We start from the raw sequence: 16,577 nt of genomic DNA, 5'->3' as shown, positions 1-16,577 counted from the left end.
GTTCGGTGACGTCGCGTCAGCATCCAGCACCGACGCGGAAAGAACACGAGTAGTCCGCTACTCGTGTTCTCCTCGGCCGCATCCGGTCGCATACGCACCGGTTTCGGGTCTTGAACTGCGGCGATGTGCGCAAACGTGCGGTGGCTCAGTGTTCGCGGGCCAGCGCGCGGTAGCTGAGATTCCACACCCACTCGACCGGACCGCGCTCGAACCGGCGCAACCACAGGTGCGCGAGAGTCACGATGATCAGCGCGACCAGCAGGTAGATACCCACGGTGAACGGCACCCGAGCGTCAGGGGAGACGCGAGCCGCAAGCCCGAAACCCCACCCGTAGCACAACACGGAAGCGACCAGATTCTGCAGGATGTAGCAGCTCAGGGCCATCCGCCCGACCTTGGTGAGCCGCCTGCCGGCGAATCCGACCCGCGGACGACGCAGGTAGAACTCCGCGACCAGCGCGAGCAGGCCGAAGGCGACGAACGGGGCGGTGCCGTACCTGGTCAGCAAGACCAGATCGCCGCCGAGCACACCGACCGCCAGATCGATCGGCGCGGCGACAGCGAATCCGATGATCATGAGCCGCCTACGTATCCGCGCACCCTCCGGTCGGAACACTCCCGCCCGGAACAACTGCGCACCCGCGAGGAACAGCGCGATCGACATCGGGAAGACGAAGATCGGTTCGAACCGGAACATGCCCGCGTTCTGCAGTCGGAACAGCACCAGATCCCAGAACGACCCGTCCGCATAGGGATTCGGATCCAGCGGCGCCCGCGGCGTCGAATCCTGTTGGTTCGCAAAGGCCAGCGCGATGCCGATGAGTGTCAGCACGGCAATATGGAATCCGGCCGCGATGGTCAGCCAACGACGTTGCGCGCGTTCACTTGTCGCGAGAATGAAGGCGACGACCGATCCGGTCACCGCATAACCCGTCAGCACATCGAATTCCGCGACGAACACGAAGTTCAGCACACCGTCGAGGAACAGCAGCCCGGCCCGCCACGGATAGCTGCCCGGCCACCGTCGGCCGGCCCGCACCGCCGAGCCCTGCTGGATGGCCAGGCCGATGCCGAACATGATGGTCAGCAGCCCGAGGAACTTGCCCTGCGCGAGTTGCTGCAGTACTCGCTGCGACCACATCCAGCCGGTCGCCGGGCTGCCCAATTCGTCGATATATCCAACGATGCCCTCGGGATGGGTGAGGATCCAGATATTGGTGCCGAGCGTGCCGAGGATCGCGATGCCGCGCAATACGTCCAGGGCGACCAACCGCGGGGGATTCTTCGGCTGGGTGACGCTCGGTTCATCCGACTTGCGGTGGCGCCCCGTGATTTCGGCGATCGAATCGGTCATATTCCGAATATCCCGGCCGCCGCGGCCTGCCCGTATCCTCCGGAAGTACCACCATCGGTATGACATCGAGGTCACCCGAGATCGCCGATGCCGCCGGTCGCGACCGGCGGCAGGCACGCGTCGCCTAGGCTCGACGGTATGCAGCGCATCATCGGTATCGAGGTCGAATACGGCATCTCCACACCCACCGAGCCGTCGGCCAACCCGATTCTCACCTCCACCCAAGCGGTTCTCGCGTATGCCGCCGCGGAGGGGGTACCGCGCGCGAAGCGCACGCGCTGGGATTACGAGGTGGAATCGCCGCTGCGCGACGCCCGCGGCTTCGACCTGAGCCGGATGAACGGTCCGGCCCCCGTGATCGACGCCGACGAGGTCGGCGCGGCCAATATGATCCTCACCAACGGCGCCCGGCTCTACGTCGACCACGCCCATCCGGAGTACTCCGCACCCGAGGTCACCGATCCGCTGGATGCGGTCATCTGGGACAAAGCCGGCGAACGGGTCATGGAGGCGGCCGCGCGGCACGCGTCGAGTGTGCCGGGTGCGCCGCGATTGCAGCTGTACAAGAACAATGTCGACGGTAAGGGCGCCTCCTACGGCACCCATGAGAACTACCTGATGAGCCGCGACACCCCGTTCAACCAGATCATCGTCGGGCTCACCCCGTTCTTCGTCTCGCGCCAGGTGATCTGCGGTTCCGGCCGGGTCGGCATCGGCCAGTCCGGTGATCACGCCGGATTCCAGCTGTCCCAGCGCGCCGACTACATCGAGGTCGAGGTCGGTCTGGAGACCACGCTCAAGCGCGGCATCATCAACACCCGCGACGAACCGCACGCCGATGCGGACAAATACCGCCGCCTGCACGTCATCATCGGCGACGCCAACCTCGCCGAAATGTCCACATACCTCAAGGTCGGCACCACCGCGCTGGTACTGGATCTGATCGAGGCAGGCGAGGATCTGTCGGATCTGCAGCTGGCCCGCCCGGTCACCGCCGTCCACCAGATCAGCCACGACCCGACCCTGCGCGCCACCGTCGCGCTCACCGATGGTCGTGAACTCACCGGGCTGGCGCTGCAGCGCATCTACCTGGACCGGGTGGAGAAGTTCGTGGCCCGCAGCGGCAACGACGACGAGCGGGTCAAGGACATCCTGGAGAACTGGGCCAATGTGCTGGATCTGCTGGAACGCGATCCGATGGAATGCGCCGATCTGCTCGACTGGCCCGCCAAGCTGCGCTTGCTCGAGGGGATGCGCAAGCGCGAGGGTCTGAGCTGGGCCGCGCCCAAATTGCACCTGATGGACCTGCAGTACTCCGACGTCCGCCTGGACAAGGGCCTCTACAACCGCCTGGTCGCGCGCGGCTCGATGAAACGCCTGGTCAACGAGCAGCAGGTGCTCGACGCGATGACCAAGCCGCCGACCGACACCCGCGCCTACTTCCGCGGCGAATGTCTGCGTCGATTCGGTGCCGATATCGCAGCGGCCAGCTGGGATTCTGTGATCTTCGACCTGGGCGGCGACTCGCTCGTGCGCATCCCCACCCTGGAACCGCGCCGCGGCACCCGGGCCCACGTCGGCAAGCTGCTCGACGGTGTGCATACCGCCGCCGAGTTGGTCGAACAGCTGACCACTTAGTAAGTCGCGCGAATAAGCCCAGGTAGCAACGATTTCGCGATCCCAACCACGACGGAGCGAGTCTTACGAGCGACCCGTTCGCGGCCCGTCTCGCGTCCGAGTCGTCGAAGCGCACGCGCCGCAGGCGCGAGTCTCGACGGCTCGGACGCGAGACACCAGGGGGCCGCGAACGGGTCGCGGTCACGCGGCCAAAGACACAGAACACGCCGCGCCCGCGCGGCCAATAACTCAGCACGTTGTCAGGGCGGCTGGGTAGTGTTGATGTACGGGCACGGACATTGCTCATGATCAGGGTCGTGCTCAGAATGGAGCCCTGGTCATGATGAGGACAGAGGAGGTCGGCTGCCATGGCACAAGAGCAGACCAAGCGCGCCGGGGGCGGCGACGAGGACGAGGGTCCGGAGGGCGTTGACGCCGCCGGTCAGGAGCGCCGCGAAAAACTGGCGGAGGATACCGACGACCTGCTCGACGAGATCGATGATGTGCTCGAGGAGAACGCGGAAGACTTCGTTCGCGCGTATGTGCAGAAGGGCGGCCAGTGACAGCAGGTGACCCCTTGCGTCTCCACCCGGGGCACGCCCTCTCGTCATTCACCGAGCACCTGCGCATGCACGCACCGGAACTGTTGCCTGGCAACCGATTCGGCGCGATCGACGGTGCCACCGGAATCTCCGGTGGCACCGCCGCGAAGGACCTGGCTCCGCACGGAACCACCATCGTGGCGGTCTCGTTCCGCGGTGGTGTGCTGATCGCCGGTGACCGGCGGGCCACCCAGGGAAACCTGTTGGCCAGCAGGGATATCGAGAAGGTGTACATCACCGACACCTATTCGGCGGCCGGTATCGCGGGCACCGCGGGCATGGCCATCGAGATGGTGCGATTGTTCGCCGTCGAGCTGGAGTACTACGAGAAGATCGAGGGTGTCTCGCTGACCTTCGACGGCAAGGCCAACAAGCTGTCGAAGATGGTGCGCGACAACCTCCCTGCCGCGCTGCAGGGTCTGGCGGTGGTTCCGGTGCTGGTCGGCTACGACCAGCACGCCACCGATCCGGACAAGGCCGGTCGCATCGTGTCCTACGACGTGGTCGGCGGGCGCAGTGAGGAGCGGTTCGGTTACACCGCTGTCGGTTCGGGTTCGATGTTCGCGAAGTCGTCGTTGAAAAAGCTGTACGCCAAGGGAATCGATGAGGATCGCGCATTGCGGATCGCCGTCGAATCGCTCTTCGACGCGGCCGACGACGACACCGCCACCGGCGGACCGGATCTGGTGCGCGGCATCTACCCGACGGCCATCGTCATCGACGACGAGGGCGCCGACGAGGTGACCGAATCGCGGTTGGAGGAGATCACGCGGGCGATCGTCGCCGATCGCGAGGCCGCGGAAGAGGGGAGTGCCTCAGCATGACACTGCCGTATTACGCGTCGGCCGAACAGATCATGCGCGACAAGACCGAGCTCGCGCGCAAGGGCATCGCTCGCGGTCGCAGTGTGATCGTGCTGACCTACGACAAGGGTGTGCTGTTCGTCGCGGAGAATCCCTCCGCGACACTGCACAAAGTGAGCGAGCTGTACGACCGCGTCGGGTTCGCGGCTGTCGGCAAGTACAACGAATTCGAGGCACTGCGCCGAGGCGGCATCCTGCAGGCCGACCTGAAGGGCTACCAGTACGACCGGCGCGATGTCACCGGTCGTGGCCTGGCCAATGCCTACGCGCAGACCCTCGGCACGATCTTCACCGATCAGCTCAAGCCCTATGAGGTGGAGATCTGCGTGGCCGAGGTCGGCTACCCGGAACAGTCACCGGAATCGGTGCTGTACCGGATCACCTTCGACGGCTCGATCGTGGACGAGCGCGAATATGTGGTGATGGGCGGTACGACCGAGCCAATCATGACCGCGTTGAAGACCTCCTACCAGCCCGGACTCGATCTGGCCGGTGCGGTCGGCGTGGCTGTGAAGGCTCTGAAGGCCGGGGTGCCCGAGGGTGCCGCCGACAAGGACAAGCGGGTGCTCGGGGTGGGTTCGCTCGAGGTCGCCACCCTCGAACAGGCGCGACCGCGGCGGGCATTCCGCCGGGTCGCGGGCGCGGCCCTGGACCAGTTGCTGAACGGCGGCAAGTCGGCGAACAAGGCCGAGGCGGCGCCCGCCGAGGCGAAGTCCGAGGACGCTCCCGAATCGGAGTAGTCCACCTCCATAGTTCGAGTACGAAGGCCCTCCCGATTTTTCGGGAGGGCCTTCGTTTCGGCCGGTAGTTTTCCGCCGAACATTTCGCTCACGTGCGAAATCGTTGTGAAGACGTATGCACCGGGGTTGTCCGCAGCCCCACGCGAGCACATGACATGGCTGTAATGTCGATAGTGTGCAGCGACGAATCATGGGGATCGAGACCGAATTCGGTGTGACGTGCACCTTCCACGGACACCGTCGGCTCAGCCCCGACGAGGTGGCCCGGTATCTATTCCGCCGGGTAGTTTCCTGGGGCCGTAGCTCTAACGTGTTCCTCCGCAACGGTGCTCGGCTCTACCTCGATGTCGGGTCACATCCGGAGTACGCCACCGCAGAGTGCGACAACTTGGCGCAGCTGGTCACTCACGACCGGGCCGGTGAGCGCGTGCTGGAGGAGTTGCTGATCGACGCCGAACAGCGCCTCGCGGAGGAAGGCATCGGCGGCGACATCTACTTGTTCAAGAACAACACCGACTCCGCGGGCAACTCCTACGGCTGCCACGAGAACTTCCTCGTCGTGCGGGCCGGCGAGTTCTCCCGGATCTCGGATGTGCTGCTGCCGTTCCTGGTCACACGTCAGCTGATCTGCGGTGCGGGCAAGGTGCTGCAGACGCCGAAGGCGGCCACGTTCTGCCTGTCCCAGCGGGCCGAGCACATCTGGGAGGGCGTCTCCTCGGCGACCACCCGCTCGCGCCCGATCATCAACACCCGCGACGAGCCGCACGCCGACGCGGAGAAGTACCGGCGTCTGCATGTGATCGTCGGTGACTCGAATATGTCCGAGACCACCACCATGCTGAAGGTCGGCACGGCGGCGCTGGTGCTGGAGATGATCGAGGCGGGCGTCTCGTTCCGCGATTTCGCCCTGGACAACCCGATTCGCGCCATCCGCGAGGTCAGCCACGACCTGACCGGTCGTCGTCCGGTCCGGCTCGCCGGCGGACGCCAGGCGAGTGCGCTCGACATCCAGCGCGAGTACTACGCCCGCGCCGTCGAGCACCTGCGCAACCGCGACCGCGACCCCAATATCGACCAGGTCGTCGATCTGTGGGGCCGCACCTTGGACGCGGTCGAGGCGCAGGACTTCGCCAAGGTCGACACCGAGGTCGACTGGGTGATCAAGCGCAAGCTCTTCCAGCGCTATCAGGACCGCTACGGCATGGAGCTTTCCGATCCCAAGATCGCCCAGCTCGATCTGGCCTACCACGACATCAAGCGCGGCCGCGGCGTCTTCGACCTGCTGCAGCGCAAGGGTCTGGCCAAGCGCGTCACCGAGGACGAGGCCGTCGACGCCGCCGTGGACACCCCGCCGCAGACCACGCGCGCCAAACTGCGCGGCGATTTCATCACCGCCGCCCAGGAAGCGGGCCGTGACTTCACCGTCGACTGGGTGCACCTCAAGCTCAACGATCAGGCCCAGCGCACGGTCTTGTGCAAGGACCCGTTCCGCTCTGTCGACGAACGAGTGGATCGACTGATCGCCTCGATGTAAGCGCTACTCCTCGGCGAGGTAGCGCTCGACGGTCTCGACCTTCGAGGTCATGGCGTCGGTGACGCCCGGGCGGATATCGGCTTTGAGGACGAGGCTGCAGCGGGGCGCCGCGGCGAGGATGGCGTCGGTCGCGGCTTTGACCACGGCCATGACCTCGTCCCATTCGCCTTCGATCGTGGTGAACATGGCGTCGGTGCGATTGGGCAGACCGCTGGCTCGCACGATGCGGACGGCTTCGGCGACGGCTCGGCCGACGTCGACGCCCTCGCCGAGCGGTGTGACTGAGAACGCGATGATCATGGCTCCATAATGGCCGCGCGCGAACCGGATCGGGGTGAATCGCGCGCCGACGCGCGGTCGCGGCGGGCGGCCGATTACCCTATGTCGAGTGGCGATATCCAAGGTCGAGCGGCTGATGAATCTGGTCATCGCGCTGCTGTCGACCCGGCAATTCCTGACCGCGGAGCGGATTCGGGACAGCGTCGCGGGGTACGAGGATTCGGCCAGCGACGAGGCGTTCAGCCGAATGTTCGAACGCGATAAGAACGAGCTGCGTGACCTGGGGATTCCCTTGGAGGTCGGGCAGGTGAGCCGATTTTCGACGGTGGAGGGCTATCGGATCAACCGTGACGCCTACGAACTACCCGATATCGATCTGACCAGTGAGGAAGCGGCGGCGGTCGCGGTCGCGGTGCAGATGTGGGAGTCGCCGGAGCTGGCGGCCGCGGCCGAGGGCGCGCTGTTGAAGTTGCGTGCGGCCGGGATCCACGTCGAGACCGATGCCGCGGTGGCCTCTGTGCCCGCGGTCCCGGCGCGCACCCGTGGCTCGGATGCGGTACTCGGCAAACTGCTGGCCGCGATCGATGCCGGTCAGGCGGTGCGGTTCGAACATCGGGGTGCGATCAACGAGCCGTATGTCATGCGTGATGTGGAGCCGTGGGGTGTGGTCACCCACAACGGCCGCTGGTATCTGGTCGGGCACGATCGGAACCGGGAGGCGGTCCGCAGCTTTCGGCTATCGCGCATCGGCGACGATGTGACCGCCTACGGCCCGCCCAATGCGGTCGGCAAGCCCGAGGGCGTGGATCTGCGTGAGATCGTCGGCACGGTCACCGGCAGCGCCCCGGTGACCGGCACCGCGACGGTGTGGGTGGCAGACGGCCACGGCCGTGAGATCCGTCGACTCGGGCCCGTGCTGGAAGAGCGCACCATCGGCGAACGCCACGGCGTGGTCGTCGAATTGCCCATCCGATCCCGAGATTGGTTGGCGCGCTTGATCACCGGACTCGGTCCAGATGCCGTAGTGCTCGCACCGGAGGAACTGCGCGCGGACGTGGTTGCGCGATTGCGTTCGGTCTTCGACCACACGGAGGTCACCGCATGAGCGAGCGCAGCGAGCGAACAATAGATACAGTCGAGCACTCGCTCGTGCCGGAGCCGAGCGTCAGCGAGGCGCAGGCATGAGCGAGCGAAAGCCAGGTGCAGCCGAGCGGACGACAGGCACAGCCGAGCGCAGTCGACTTTCGGTTCGGCTCTCACGGTTGCTCAACATGATTCCGTACTTCATCGCCAACCCGGGGATCAGTGCCGCCGAGGCCGCCGCCGATCTCGGCGTGACAACCAAACAGCTGATGAGCGATCTCAACCAGCTGTGGATGTGCGGCCTACCCGGCTACGGGCCAGGCGACCTGATCGACCTGTCGTTCTCCGAGGAGAGCATCGAGGTCACCTTCTCGGCGGGCATCGACCGGCCGCTGCGGCTGACCTCCACCGAGGCGACCGCATTGCTGGTGGCGCTGCGCTCGATCGTGGATATGCCGGGCATGGTCGATCCGACCGCGGCGCATGCGGCGATCGCGAAACTGGAATCGGCCATCGTCGGCGGCAAGACCGTCGACGAGGCCCGCGAACACCTGCCGACCGAGGCGCCTGCGGTCTCGACGGTGCGTTCCGCGCTGGCCGGCCAGCGCGCGCTGCGACTGGTCTACTACTCGGCGAGTCGCGATGTCGTATCCGAGCGCGTCGTCGATCCCATTCGGATTGTCCTGGTGGACAACAACAGTTACCTGCAAGCCTGGTGCCGCGAGGCCGAAGGAGTGCGACTGTTCCGCTTCGATCGGATCGAGGCGGCCACCGAACTCGACGAGCCCGCCCGGCCGCCGAGCCATGCGACCGCGGAGGCCGCCGCACTCGACCTGTTCCAGGACGATCCCGCGGTTCCGTTGGCACGCTTGCGCATTCGCGGCGATTACGGTTGGGTGCTCGATCAATACCCGATGCACCGGATGGCGGTGCACCCGGACGGCAGCATCGAGACGACCATGCGCTTCGCCACCATGGACTGGATGGCGCGGCTGCTGCTGGGCTTCGGTTCCGGCGTCACGGTGCTCGGCCCGCCCGAATTGATCACCGCGGTGCGCGAACGCTCGAACGCCGCGCTGGCCGCGTACGAAGCGGCCGGCTTCCTGGAGACCAGATGAATCGCACGGAGGCTGGAACGGCGTGAGTGAGGTGGTAGCACCCGCTCGGGTGCTGGTCCTGGGCGCCGGAAGTATCGGCTCCTTTGTCGGCGGAAAGCTGGCGGCGGCCGGCGCCGATGTCACATTCGTCGGCCGCCAGCGGGTGCTGGACGAGATCAGCGCGTCCGGGCTGCGGCTCACCGACCTCGACGGCGGTGACGTCGCGGTGGCGGGGGATGCGGTGCGGTTATCGACCGCGCCGGAGGATGTCGGGTCCGCCGATCTGGTGCTGGTCACGGTGAAGTCGGCCGCGACCGCGGCGGCGGTGCGCGATCTCGACGGCAAGATCCGCCCCGGCACCCCGGTGCTGAGCCTGCAGAACGGGATCGGCAACGACGCGGTGATCCGCGAGATCCTGCCCACCTGCGTGGTGCTGGCAGGCATGGTGATGTTCAACGTCGTGCACCAGCCCGACGGCCGGTTCCATCGCGGTACCGAGGGCGGGCTGGCGGTGCAGGACGATCCGGCGCTCGCACAGTTCACCGACGTATTCGCGCGGGCCGGTCTGGCACTGCGGCGGTATCCGGACCTGCTGCCGGTGCAATGGGCGAAACTGCTGCTGAACCTCAACAACCCGATCAATGCGCTGTCCGGCAGGCCGCTGCGCGAGGAACTGTCCGACCGCGACTTCCGGCGCTGCCTGGCCCTCACCCAGCGTGAGGCGCTCGCCGCGATGCACAGGGCGCGAATTCGCCCCGCCCGGCTGACGCCGCTGCCGCCGGAGTGGATGGCTCGGCTGCTGACTGTTCCGGACGGGATCTTCCGCCGGGTCGCCGCGACCGTACTGGCCATCGATCCGGAGGCGCGCTCGTCCATGGCCGATGACCTCGAACTCGGTCGCAAGACCGAAATCTCCTGGTTGTGCGGGGAGATCGTGAGCCTCGGCGCGATGGTGGGCCTGCCGACACCGGTCAACCAGCGTCTCATCGAACTGATCGTGGCCGCCGAACACGGCGACCGCCGCGACTGGACCGGACCGGAACTGCTGGAGCAACTGCGAACGGCCGCAGGGCGATCTTGAACCCCGCGGGCCGCGGACTTCGTGTCGTACAAGTGCGGTTGAACGCACAGCGAACGCGCACCGACGCGGGCGTTCTCGCATGTCATAGTCCGGTAGCATCGGAGCTACCACATTCTTTGGAGGTTTAATTATGGGCAGTCTGAGCATCTGGCACTGGCTGATCATCGCCGCGGTCTTCGTGATGTTCTTCGGCGCGAAGCGTATGCCCGATGCCGCCCGCAGCCTGGGCCGCTCGCTGCGCATCTTCAAGAGCGAAGTCAGCCAGATGCAGAACGAGAGCAGCAGCGCACAGGCAAGTGCGGCACCGGTGCAGCAACCGGCCGCCGAACTGCCGCAGGCCTCGGCGGTCCAGCCGACGGTCGCGCAGCCGCAGGCCGAGCCCCAGGCCCAGCCGAAGTCGCTCTGAGCCCAGCCTTGCCGCCGGGGTGAGTAGCGAACTCGCTCCGGGCCTAGTGCTGTTGCCCGCCGACCGCTGCGGGCACCGTCGACCCCAGGGGCCAACACACCACCATGCGAATCCCGTTCGATCCCCGGCGCAGTAAGCGCAGGACGAATCCCGACGGCACCATGTCGTTGGTCGAGCATCTGCAGGAGCTGCGCCGTCGGCTGCTGATCTCGATTGCCGCGGTCGTCATCACCACGCTGTTCGGCTTCTTCTGGTACGCGCACACGATCTTCGGCATCGAAAGCCTCGGTTCGCTGCTGACCGGACCCTACTGTTCCCTGCCCGCCTCGTCACGAGCCGTGCTCACCACGGACGGCGCCTGTCGTCTGCTGGCGACCGCTCCCTTCGAACAGTTCATGCTGCGGTTGAAGGTCGGTATGACGGCGGGCGTGGTACTGGCTGCCCCGGTGTGGCTGTATCAGATCTGGGCCTTCATCACGCCCGGTCTGTATGCGAAGGAACGCAAGTACGCAGTCGGCTTCGTCACCTCCGGTAGCGCACTGTTCGTGACGGGCGCCGTACTCGCGTATTGGGTTGTCGCGCACGCGTTGAGCTTCCTGCTGAATATCGGCAACAACGCGCAGATCACCGCGCTGAGCGGTACGCAATACTTCAGCTTCATCATCCAGCTGCTCGTCATCTTCGGTGTCAGCTTCGAAATCCCGCTGCTGGTAGTCGGATTGAATCTGGTCGGGGTGCTGCACTACGACAAGCTCGCCAAATGGCGGCGCGGAATCGTCTTCGGGCTCTTCGTCTTCGCCGCGATCGTCACCCCGCAGGATCCGTTCTCCATGCTGGCCTTGGCGCTGGCCCTGACGGTGCTGTTCGAGGTCGCCATCCAGTTCTCCCGGATCAACGACAAGCGGCGCGCACGTCGGGAGGCCGAGGAATTGGCGGCGCTGGCGGATGAGGAAGCCTCCACGATCTCCGGTCCCGAGCCGATCAACCCCGCTGATTCGATCATGGATCCGGCGGAGAAATCGGCGCGAGCTATGCCTACCCACCCCGCCGGCTCCGCCGGCGACCATCCCCCGATGTCGGACTACTCCGATACCCTCTGACCGTGACGTATCACCAGTCGCAGGCGGGCGAGCTGGCAAAGTTCTCCGCCGAGCTGACTTTCGGGTTGGATCCCTTCCAGCGCAATGCGTGTAAAGCCCTCGAGGGTGGGCACAGCGTGCTGGTCTGTGCCCCGACCGGCGCGGGTAAGACCGTCGTCGGCGAATTCGCGGTGCACCTCGCGTTGGCAGCGGGCGGAAAGTGTTTCTACACCACACCGATCAAGGCGCTGTCGAACCAGAAGTTCGCCGACCTGACCGAGCGGCACGGGCGCGACCAGGTCGGACTGCTCACCGGTGACCAGTCGATCAACCCGGACGCGCCGGTGGTCGTGATGACCACCGAGGTGCTGCGCAATATGCTCTACGCCTCCTCGGACGCGCTGCGCGGGCTGTCGTACGTGGTGATGGACGAGGTGCACTACCTCGCCGACCGCTTCCGCGGCGCGGTCTGGGAGGAGGTCATCCTGCACCTGCCGCCGGATGTGCGGCTGGTCAGCCTGTCCGCGACGGTCAGCAATGCCGAGGAATTCGGCGCGTGGATGGAAACCGTGCGCGGCGATACCGCGGTGGTCGTGGACGAGACCCGTCCGGTGCCGCTGTGGCAGCACGTCATGGTCGGGCGGCGGATGTTCGATCTGTTCGATACCGACTCCAGCGAGCAGAAGGTGCTCGTCGACGAGGATCTGGTGCGCTATATCCGCCACCGTGAGGCGGCGGACCGGATGAACGGCTGGGGTGGACCGCGCGGTCGCGGTGGCAACCGCAACTTCCGGCCGTTGCCGCGGCCGGAGGTGCTGGCCAAGCTCGATGAGGAAGGGCTGCTGCCCGCGATCACCTTCATCTTCAGTCGAGCCGGATGCGATGGGGCGCTTGCCCAATGCCTGCGTTCGCGACTGGATCTCAGGGGGACGGCAGTCGGCGGAGTCGACGGGGTGGGTAAACACAGCCGTGACGCCGAGACGGAAGAGATCGACGCGATCATCGAGAAGCACACCGGGGATCTGCCCAAGGGCGATCTGGAGGTGCTCGGCTACTGGGAGTGGCGCGAGGCGCTGCATCGCGGCCTGGCCGCGCATCACGCGGGCATGCTGCCCGCCTTCCGGCATACCGTCGAGGAATTGTTCGTGCGCGGTCTGGTGCGGGCCGTATTCGCCACGGAGACACTGGCTTTGGGCATCAATATGCCCGCGCGGACGGTGGTGCTCGAGCGGCTGGTCAAGTACAACGGCGAGTCACACGCCGAGCTGACGCCGGGGGAGTACACGCAGCTCACGGGTCGGGCCGGGCGGCGCGGGATCGACGTCGAGGGCCATGCGGTGGTGCTGTGGCAGCCCGAGGTCGACACCAGTGCGGTCGCCGGGCTCGCCTCCACCCGGACCTATCCGCTGCGTAGTTCGTTCCGGCCGGGCTACAACATGTCGATCAATCTGATCGATCGGATGGGCGCGGACGAGTCGCGGGCACTGCTCGAGCGGTCTTTCGCACAGTTCCAGGCCGACCGGTCGGTGGTAGGGCTGGTGCGCGGGATCGAGCGCAATGAGGGGCAGTTACGCAAATTGCGCGATCAGCTCGGCGGCGAGGACGGCGGCTTCCTGGAATACATTTCCCTGCGCGAGCGGATCAAGCAGCGTGAACGTCAGATCGCACAGCAGGGTCGGGCCGATCGGCGCGGGGCCGCGGTCGACGCGCTGGTATCCCTGCGGCGCGGCGATGTGGTGGCCATTCCGTCCGGGCGGCGGGCGGGCCTCGCGGTGATTCTGGAGCCGGATGCCACACCGGGGGATCCGCGTCCGCTGGTACTGACCGAGGACAAGTGGGCGGGTCGGGTATCGGTCGCCGATTTCCCGGTGCCCGCGAAGACACTGGGGCATATGCGGCTGCCGCGCAAGATCGATCACCGCACGGCACGGACTCGGCGCGATCTGGCGTCGGCGTTGCGCAGCACCGGGATCTCGGCGCCGGGCCGGCCGCGGCGCGGTGACCGTTCGCAGGCGGGCGAGGACCGCGAGCTGTCGACATTGCGGCGCAGTCTGCGTTCGCATCCGGCGCATACGCGGCCCGATCGCGAGCAGATGAGCCGGGTCGGCGAGCGCTACAACCGGCTGCTGCGCGAGACCGAGACGATGCGCCAGAAGGTTGCCGCGACCACCAATTCGCTGGCGCGCACCTTCGACCGGATCCTCGGCCTGCTCGAGGAACGCGGGTTCGTGGACGCGGGCGAGGTGACCGCCGACGGACGGCGGCTGGCCAGGATCTACGCCGAAAGCGATCTGCTGGTCGCCGAATGTCTGCGGCAGGGACTGTGGCGCGGGCTCGGTCCGGCCGAATTGGCGGCGGTGGTCTCTATTCTGGTGTACGAATCCCGCCAGGAGGGCGGCTATCTCGGAGCCAGCGGGCCGACCGAACCGATTCGCCGTGCCATCGGCGCGACCGTCGGGGTGTGGAGCGAGTTGCGCTCCGATGAGGCACGGCACAAGCTGCCGCCCACCCGTGAACCGGATCTCGGTTTCGTGACAGGTGTTTACAAATGGGCGCGCGGCGATGGGTTGGCCGAGTCGTTGCTGGCCAGCGGTGATCAGAACGCGCCGCTGTCCGCGGGCGATTTCGTGCGGTGGTGCCGACAGGTGATCGATCTGCTCGATCAGATCCATGGAACCGCTGACGATGTGGAGATCGCCGGGACCGCGGCCAAGGCCGTCCGCGCGATCCGACGGGGTGTCGTAGCCGTGGACGCCGCGTAGCCGATTCGATTGTGATTTGATTTCTTTCGCGTACCGACCGTGGCGGAGGAGTCGGACAGGATCGCACCTCATACCGGATTGGTCCTGTTGTGCGACGAGTCTCACGCGGGGGGCTACCGTGTGTATAACGATGCGAGTGGAGGCAACCAGATGAGCGGCCCGTACGGACCGAACGACGCCCCTGGTCCCGGGGAGGGACGCAACGATCCCACCCAGCAGTGGGGCGGACAGCAGGCACCCGGTGCAGCCGGGCCTACTCAGCAGTGGGGTGGTACCCCGCAGGCGCAGCCGACTCAGCAGTGGGGCGATCCGAACGCGCAACAGCCGCAGTGGGGTCAGCCGAATCCGCAGAGCCAGCCCAGCCAGCCGCAGTGGGGCCAGCCCCAGCCCAGCCAGCCGAGTCAGCCGCAGTGGGGGCAGCAGCCGACCCAGCAGGACTGGTCCGCGCAGCAGGGGCAGCAACAGCCCTGGCAGCAGGGCCAGCAGCAGCCGTGGCAGCCGCAGACCCCGCAGCCGAGCAGCGGCGGTAAGAGCAAGGGCCTGTTCATCGGCCTTGGTGTGCTCGCGCTCGCCGTCATCGGCGCCATCGTGGTGCTGGTGCTCGTCCTGACCAGCAAGGACGAGCTCGACCAGGCCGCCGTTCAGGACGGCGTCAAGAAGGTGCTCTCGGATTCTTACGGAATCCAGGACGTCGCCGATGTCTCCTGCCCCTCCGGCCAGCAGGTCAAGGTCGACGCGACCTTCACCTGTGACCTGAAGGTCAGCGGCGAGCAGAAGAAGGTCTCCGTCAAGATCACCAAGGACGACGGAACCTACGAGGTCGGCCGTCCGAACTGACGGTTCTTCGGTCGGCAGGTCGGCGAGCGGGCGTCGGTGGGGCGACCCCGCTGCGCGGGCCTGGTAGGCGAGCACGGGTACGTTGGCGCGACCAGGTACTCCTCAGGTAGGTCCAACTGCTGAGTCGGGCGGCGCACCGCCGAGCTGTTCGCCTGGTGGCGCAGAGGTAGCGACGGCCTCGCACAAGCCGTGCAACCTATGCGAGGTCGTTACCGGGTATGCGAGGCCTCGCGCTTGTGCGTGACGATCGGTGCGGTCACCCCGAGTGCGCCGCGGTCAGTGCCGCGATCAGGCGGGTGATGGGGCTTTCCGCGTTGTAGGCGGTGGCCAGTTCGCGGAGGCGGTCCGGGTCGGTGGGGGTCGTGGGCAGGGTGTCGGGGCAGGACAGCTCCACATCGGCGTCGCAGACCACGCGGGTGACCGGGGCGGCGGCTTTCAGGTAGGTCTCGGCGGCGCGGAGTTTGGCGCGGATGCCCTGGGCCATATCGGCTGCGGGATCGTCCACGGCCGCGGTGAGCGCGTCGAGGGAGCCGAAGCGGGAGATGAGCATCGCGGCGGATTTCTCGCCGATACCTGCGACGCCGGGCAAGCCGTCGGAGGAGTCGCCGCGCAGGGTCGCCATATCCGCATAGGCCGGGCCCGCATTCTCCAGTGGCACACCGTATTTCGCGGACACCTCGGCGGGGCCGAACAATTCGGCCTTGGCCAGACCGCGACCAGCGTAGAGCACGCGCACCGGCGGTGCCGGATCGTCGCGGACGAGTTGGAGCAGGTCACGGTCGCCACTGACGACCACCACCGGATCGGTGCGCTCGCGGGTGGCCAGGGTGCCGAGCACGTCGTCGGCCTCGAGTCCGATCGCGCCGCCGGTGGCGATGCCTGCCGCGGCGAGCACGTCGAGGATCATCTCGACCTGCGGGGTCAAGGTGTCCGGCACCTCCTCGGCGCCGGGTGCCGCATCGACGGTGGTGTCGAGACGGTGGGTCTTGTAGGTCGGCACCAGCGCCACCCGGAATGCGGGGCGCCATTCCAGGTCCAGGCAGACGACCAACCGGCTCGGCTTGTGCTTGGTGATGAGCGAGGCGACCATATCGGTGAAGCCGCGCAGGGCGTTCACCGATCGGCCGTCGGGTGCGGTGATCTTCTCCGGAATCGCGTGGAACGCGCGGAACCACAGGCTCGCGCCATCGAGCAACAGCAGGGGCCCACCGGAAGTCGCAGTGTTCACGCCGCTGAGGCTACC

15 protein-coding genes are annotated in these 16,577 nt (G+C 66.7%); 12 read left to right on the top strand and 3 right to left on the bottom strand.

Features of this window, described 5'->3' with window-relative positions; translation table 11 throughout:
* Positions 1–145: 145 nt before the first annotated feature.
* Positions 146–1,354, bottom strand: coding sequence for a DUF418 domain-containing protein (locus tag ACQPZ2_RS24310; protein ID WP_433520558.1), 1,209 nt, complete (start codon positions 1,352–1,354; stop codon positions 146–148).
* 138 nt (positions 1,355–1,492) lie between these two features.
* Here ACQPZ2_RS24310 and dop point away from each other — a divergent pair, with 138 nt between their 5' ends.
* The 5 genes from dop to pafA all read left to right on the top strand — a co-directional run bounded on the left by dop (position 1,493) and on the right by pafA (position 6,710).
* Entirely contained in the window at positions 1,493–2,992 is a 1,500-nt protein-coding gene (dop, locus tag ACQPZ2_RS24305; RefSeq protein ID WP_063037178.1) for a depupylase/deamidase Dop, read from the top strand.
* A 347-nt stretch (positions 2,993–3,339) separates the two neighbouring features.
* Entirely contained in the window at positions 3,340–3,534 is a 195-nt protein-coding gene (locus ACQPZ2_RS24300; RefSeq protein ID WP_014351559.1) for a ubiquitin-like protein Pup, read from the top strand.
* Positions 3,531–4,397 (top strand): proteasome subunit beta, encoded by an 867-nt coding sequence (gene prcB / locus ACQPZ2_RS24295; RefSeq protein WP_433520557.1) that lies wholly within the window; start codon positions 3,531–3,533, stop codon positions 4,395–4,397. The genes ACQPZ2_RS24300 and prcB overlap by 4 nt, the downstream gene beginning before the upstream one ends.
* Complete coding sequence (gene prcA / locus ACQPZ2_RS24290) at positions 4,394–5,176, top strand: proteasome subunit alpha (RefSeq protein ID WP_433520556.1); 783 nt, start codon at positions 4,394–4,396, stop codon at positions 5,174–5,176. The genes prcB and prcA overlap by 4 nt, the downstream gene beginning before the upstream one ends.
* Before the next feature lie 175 nt (positions 5,177–5,351).
* Positions 5,352–6,710: a Pup--protein ligase gene (gene pafA, locus ACQPZ2_RS24285; RefSeq protein WP_218007602.1), complete on the top strand. Its 1,359-nt coding sequence runs from the start codon at positions 5,352–5,354 to the stop codon at positions 6,708–6,710.
* Between the two features lie 3 nt (positions 6,711–6,713).
* Here pafA and ACQPZ2_RS24280 read toward each other — a convergent pair whose 3' ends face one another.
* Positions 6,714–7,010: an MTH1187 family thiamine-binding protein gene (locus ACQPZ2_RS24280; protein ID WP_433520555.1), complete on the bottom strand. Its 297-nt coding sequence runs from the start codon at positions 7,008–7,010 to the stop codon at positions 6,714–6,716.
* Positions 7,011–7,098: 88 nt separating this feature from the next.
* Between ACQPZ2_RS24280 and ACQPZ2_RS24275 the strand changes: the two genes are divergently transcribed.
* The 7 genes from ACQPZ2_RS24275 to ACQPZ2_RS24245 all read left to right on the top strand — a co-directional run bounded on the left by ACQPZ2_RS24275 (position 7,099) and on the right by ACQPZ2_RS24245 (position 15,334).
* Entirely contained in the window at positions 7,099–8,094 is a 996-nt protein-coding gene (locus tag ACQPZ2_RS24275) for a helix-turn-helix transcriptional regulator (protein ID WP_157124359.1), read from the top strand.
* 76 nt (positions 8,095–8,170) lie between these two features.
* Positions 8,171–9,190: a helix-turn-helix transcriptional regulator gene (locus tag ACQPZ2_RS24270; protein ID WP_433520554.1), complete on the top strand. Its 1,020-nt coding sequence runs from the start codon at positions 8,171–8,173 to the stop codon at positions 9,188–9,190.
* A gap of 22 nt (positions 9,191–9,212) precedes the next feature.
* On the top strand, positions 9,213–10,250 hold the full coding sequence (locus ACQPZ2_RS24265) for a 2-dehydropantoate 2-reductase (RefSeq protein ID WP_433520553.1): 1,038 nt from the start codon (positions 9,213–9,215) through the stop codon (positions 10,248–10,250).
* Between the two features lie 130 nt (positions 10,251–10,380).
* Positions 10,381–10,656, top strand: coding sequence for a Sec-independent protein translocase subunit TatA (gene tatA / locus ACQPZ2_RS24260; RefSeq protein WP_040691476.1), 276 nt, complete (start codon positions 10,381–10,383; stop codon positions 10,654–10,656).
* Between the two features lie 104 nt (positions 10,657–10,760).
* Positions 10,761–11,756, top strand: coding sequence for a twin-arginine translocase subunit TatC (gene tatC, locus ACQPZ2_RS24255; RefSeq protein ID WP_433520552.1), 996 nt, complete (start codon positions 10,761–10,763; stop codon positions 11,754–11,756).
* Positions 11,753–14,497 carry a DEAD/DEAH box helicase gene (locus ACQPZ2_RS24250; protein ID WP_433527511.1) on the top strand — a complete coding sequence of 915 codons (2,745 nt, stop codon included), beginning with the start codon at positions 11,753–11,755 and terminating at the stop codon, positions 14,495–14,497. The genes tatC and ACQPZ2_RS24250 overlap by 4 nt, the downstream gene beginning before the upstream one ends.
* A gap of 150 nt (positions 14,498–14,647) precedes the next feature.
* Complete coding sequence (locus ACQPZ2_RS24245; protein ID WP_433520551.1) at positions 14,648–15,334, top strand: DUF4333 domain-containing protein; 687 nt, start codon at positions 14,648–14,650, stop codon at positions 15,332–15,334.
* Positions 15,335–15,590: 256 nt separating this feature from the next.
* Here the strand turns inward: ACQPZ2_RS24245 and ACQPZ2_RS24240 are convergent, their stop codons facing one another.
* The gene (locus tag ACQPZ2_RS24240; RefSeq protein WP_433520550.1) at positions 15,591–16,562 is read right to left on the bottom strand and encodes a 5'-3' exonuclease; all 972 of its coding nucleotides are present in this window, start codon (positions 16,560–16,562) and stop codon (positions 15,591–15,593) included.
* Positions 16,563–16,577: the final 15 nt, after the last annotated feature.

This window comes from Nocardia pseudovaccinii (assembly GCF_050942345.1).
GTDB classification, from domain to species: Bacteria; Actinomycetota; Actinomycetes; order Mycobacteriales; family Mycobacteriaceae; genus Nocardia; species Nocardia pseudovaccinii.
This window is presented reverse-complemented; position numbering and strand designations above follow the sequence as displayed.

What these genes read in the sequence shown, in the direction of transcription:
- tatA (WP_040691476.1), top strand. Translation starts at nt 10,381, where the DNA reads ATGGGCAGTCTGAGCATCTGGCACTGGCTGATCATCGCCGCGGTCTTC.
- prcA (WP_433520556.1), top strand. Translation starts at nt 4,394, where the DNA reads ATGACACTGCCGTATTACGCGTCGGCCGAACAGATCATGCGCGACAAG.
- tatC (WP_433520552.1), top strand. Translation starts at nt 10,761, where the DNA reads ATGCGAATCCCGTTCGATCCCCGGCGCAGTAAGCGCAGGACGAATCCC.
- dop (WP_063037178.1), top strand. Translation starts at nt 1,493, where the DNA reads ATGCAGCGCATCATCGGTATCGAGGTCGAATACGGCATCTCCACACCC.
- ACQPZ2_RS24270 (WP_433520554.1), top strand. Translation starts at nt 8,171, where the DNA reads ATGAGCGAGCGAAAGCCAGGTGCAGCCGAGCGGACGACAGGCACAGCC.
- ACQPZ2_RS24300 (WP_014351559.1), top strand. Translation starts at nt 3,340, where the DNA reads ATGGCACAAGAGCAGACCAAGCGCGCCGGGGGCGGCGACGAGGACGAG.
- ACQPZ2_RS24245 (WP_433520551.1), top strand. Translation starts at nt 14,648, where the DNA reads ATGAGCGGCCCGTACGGACCGAACGACGCCCCTGGTCCCGGGGAGGGA.
- ACQPZ2_RS24310 (WP_433520558.1), bottom strand. Translation starts at nt 1,354, where the DNA reads ATGACCGATTCGATCGCCGAAATCACGGGGCGCCACCGCAAGTCGGAT.
- ACQPZ2_RS24280 (WP_433520555.1), bottom strand. Translation starts at nt 7,010, where the DNA reads ATGATCATCGCGTTCTCAGTCACACCGCTCGGCGAGGGCGTCGACGTC.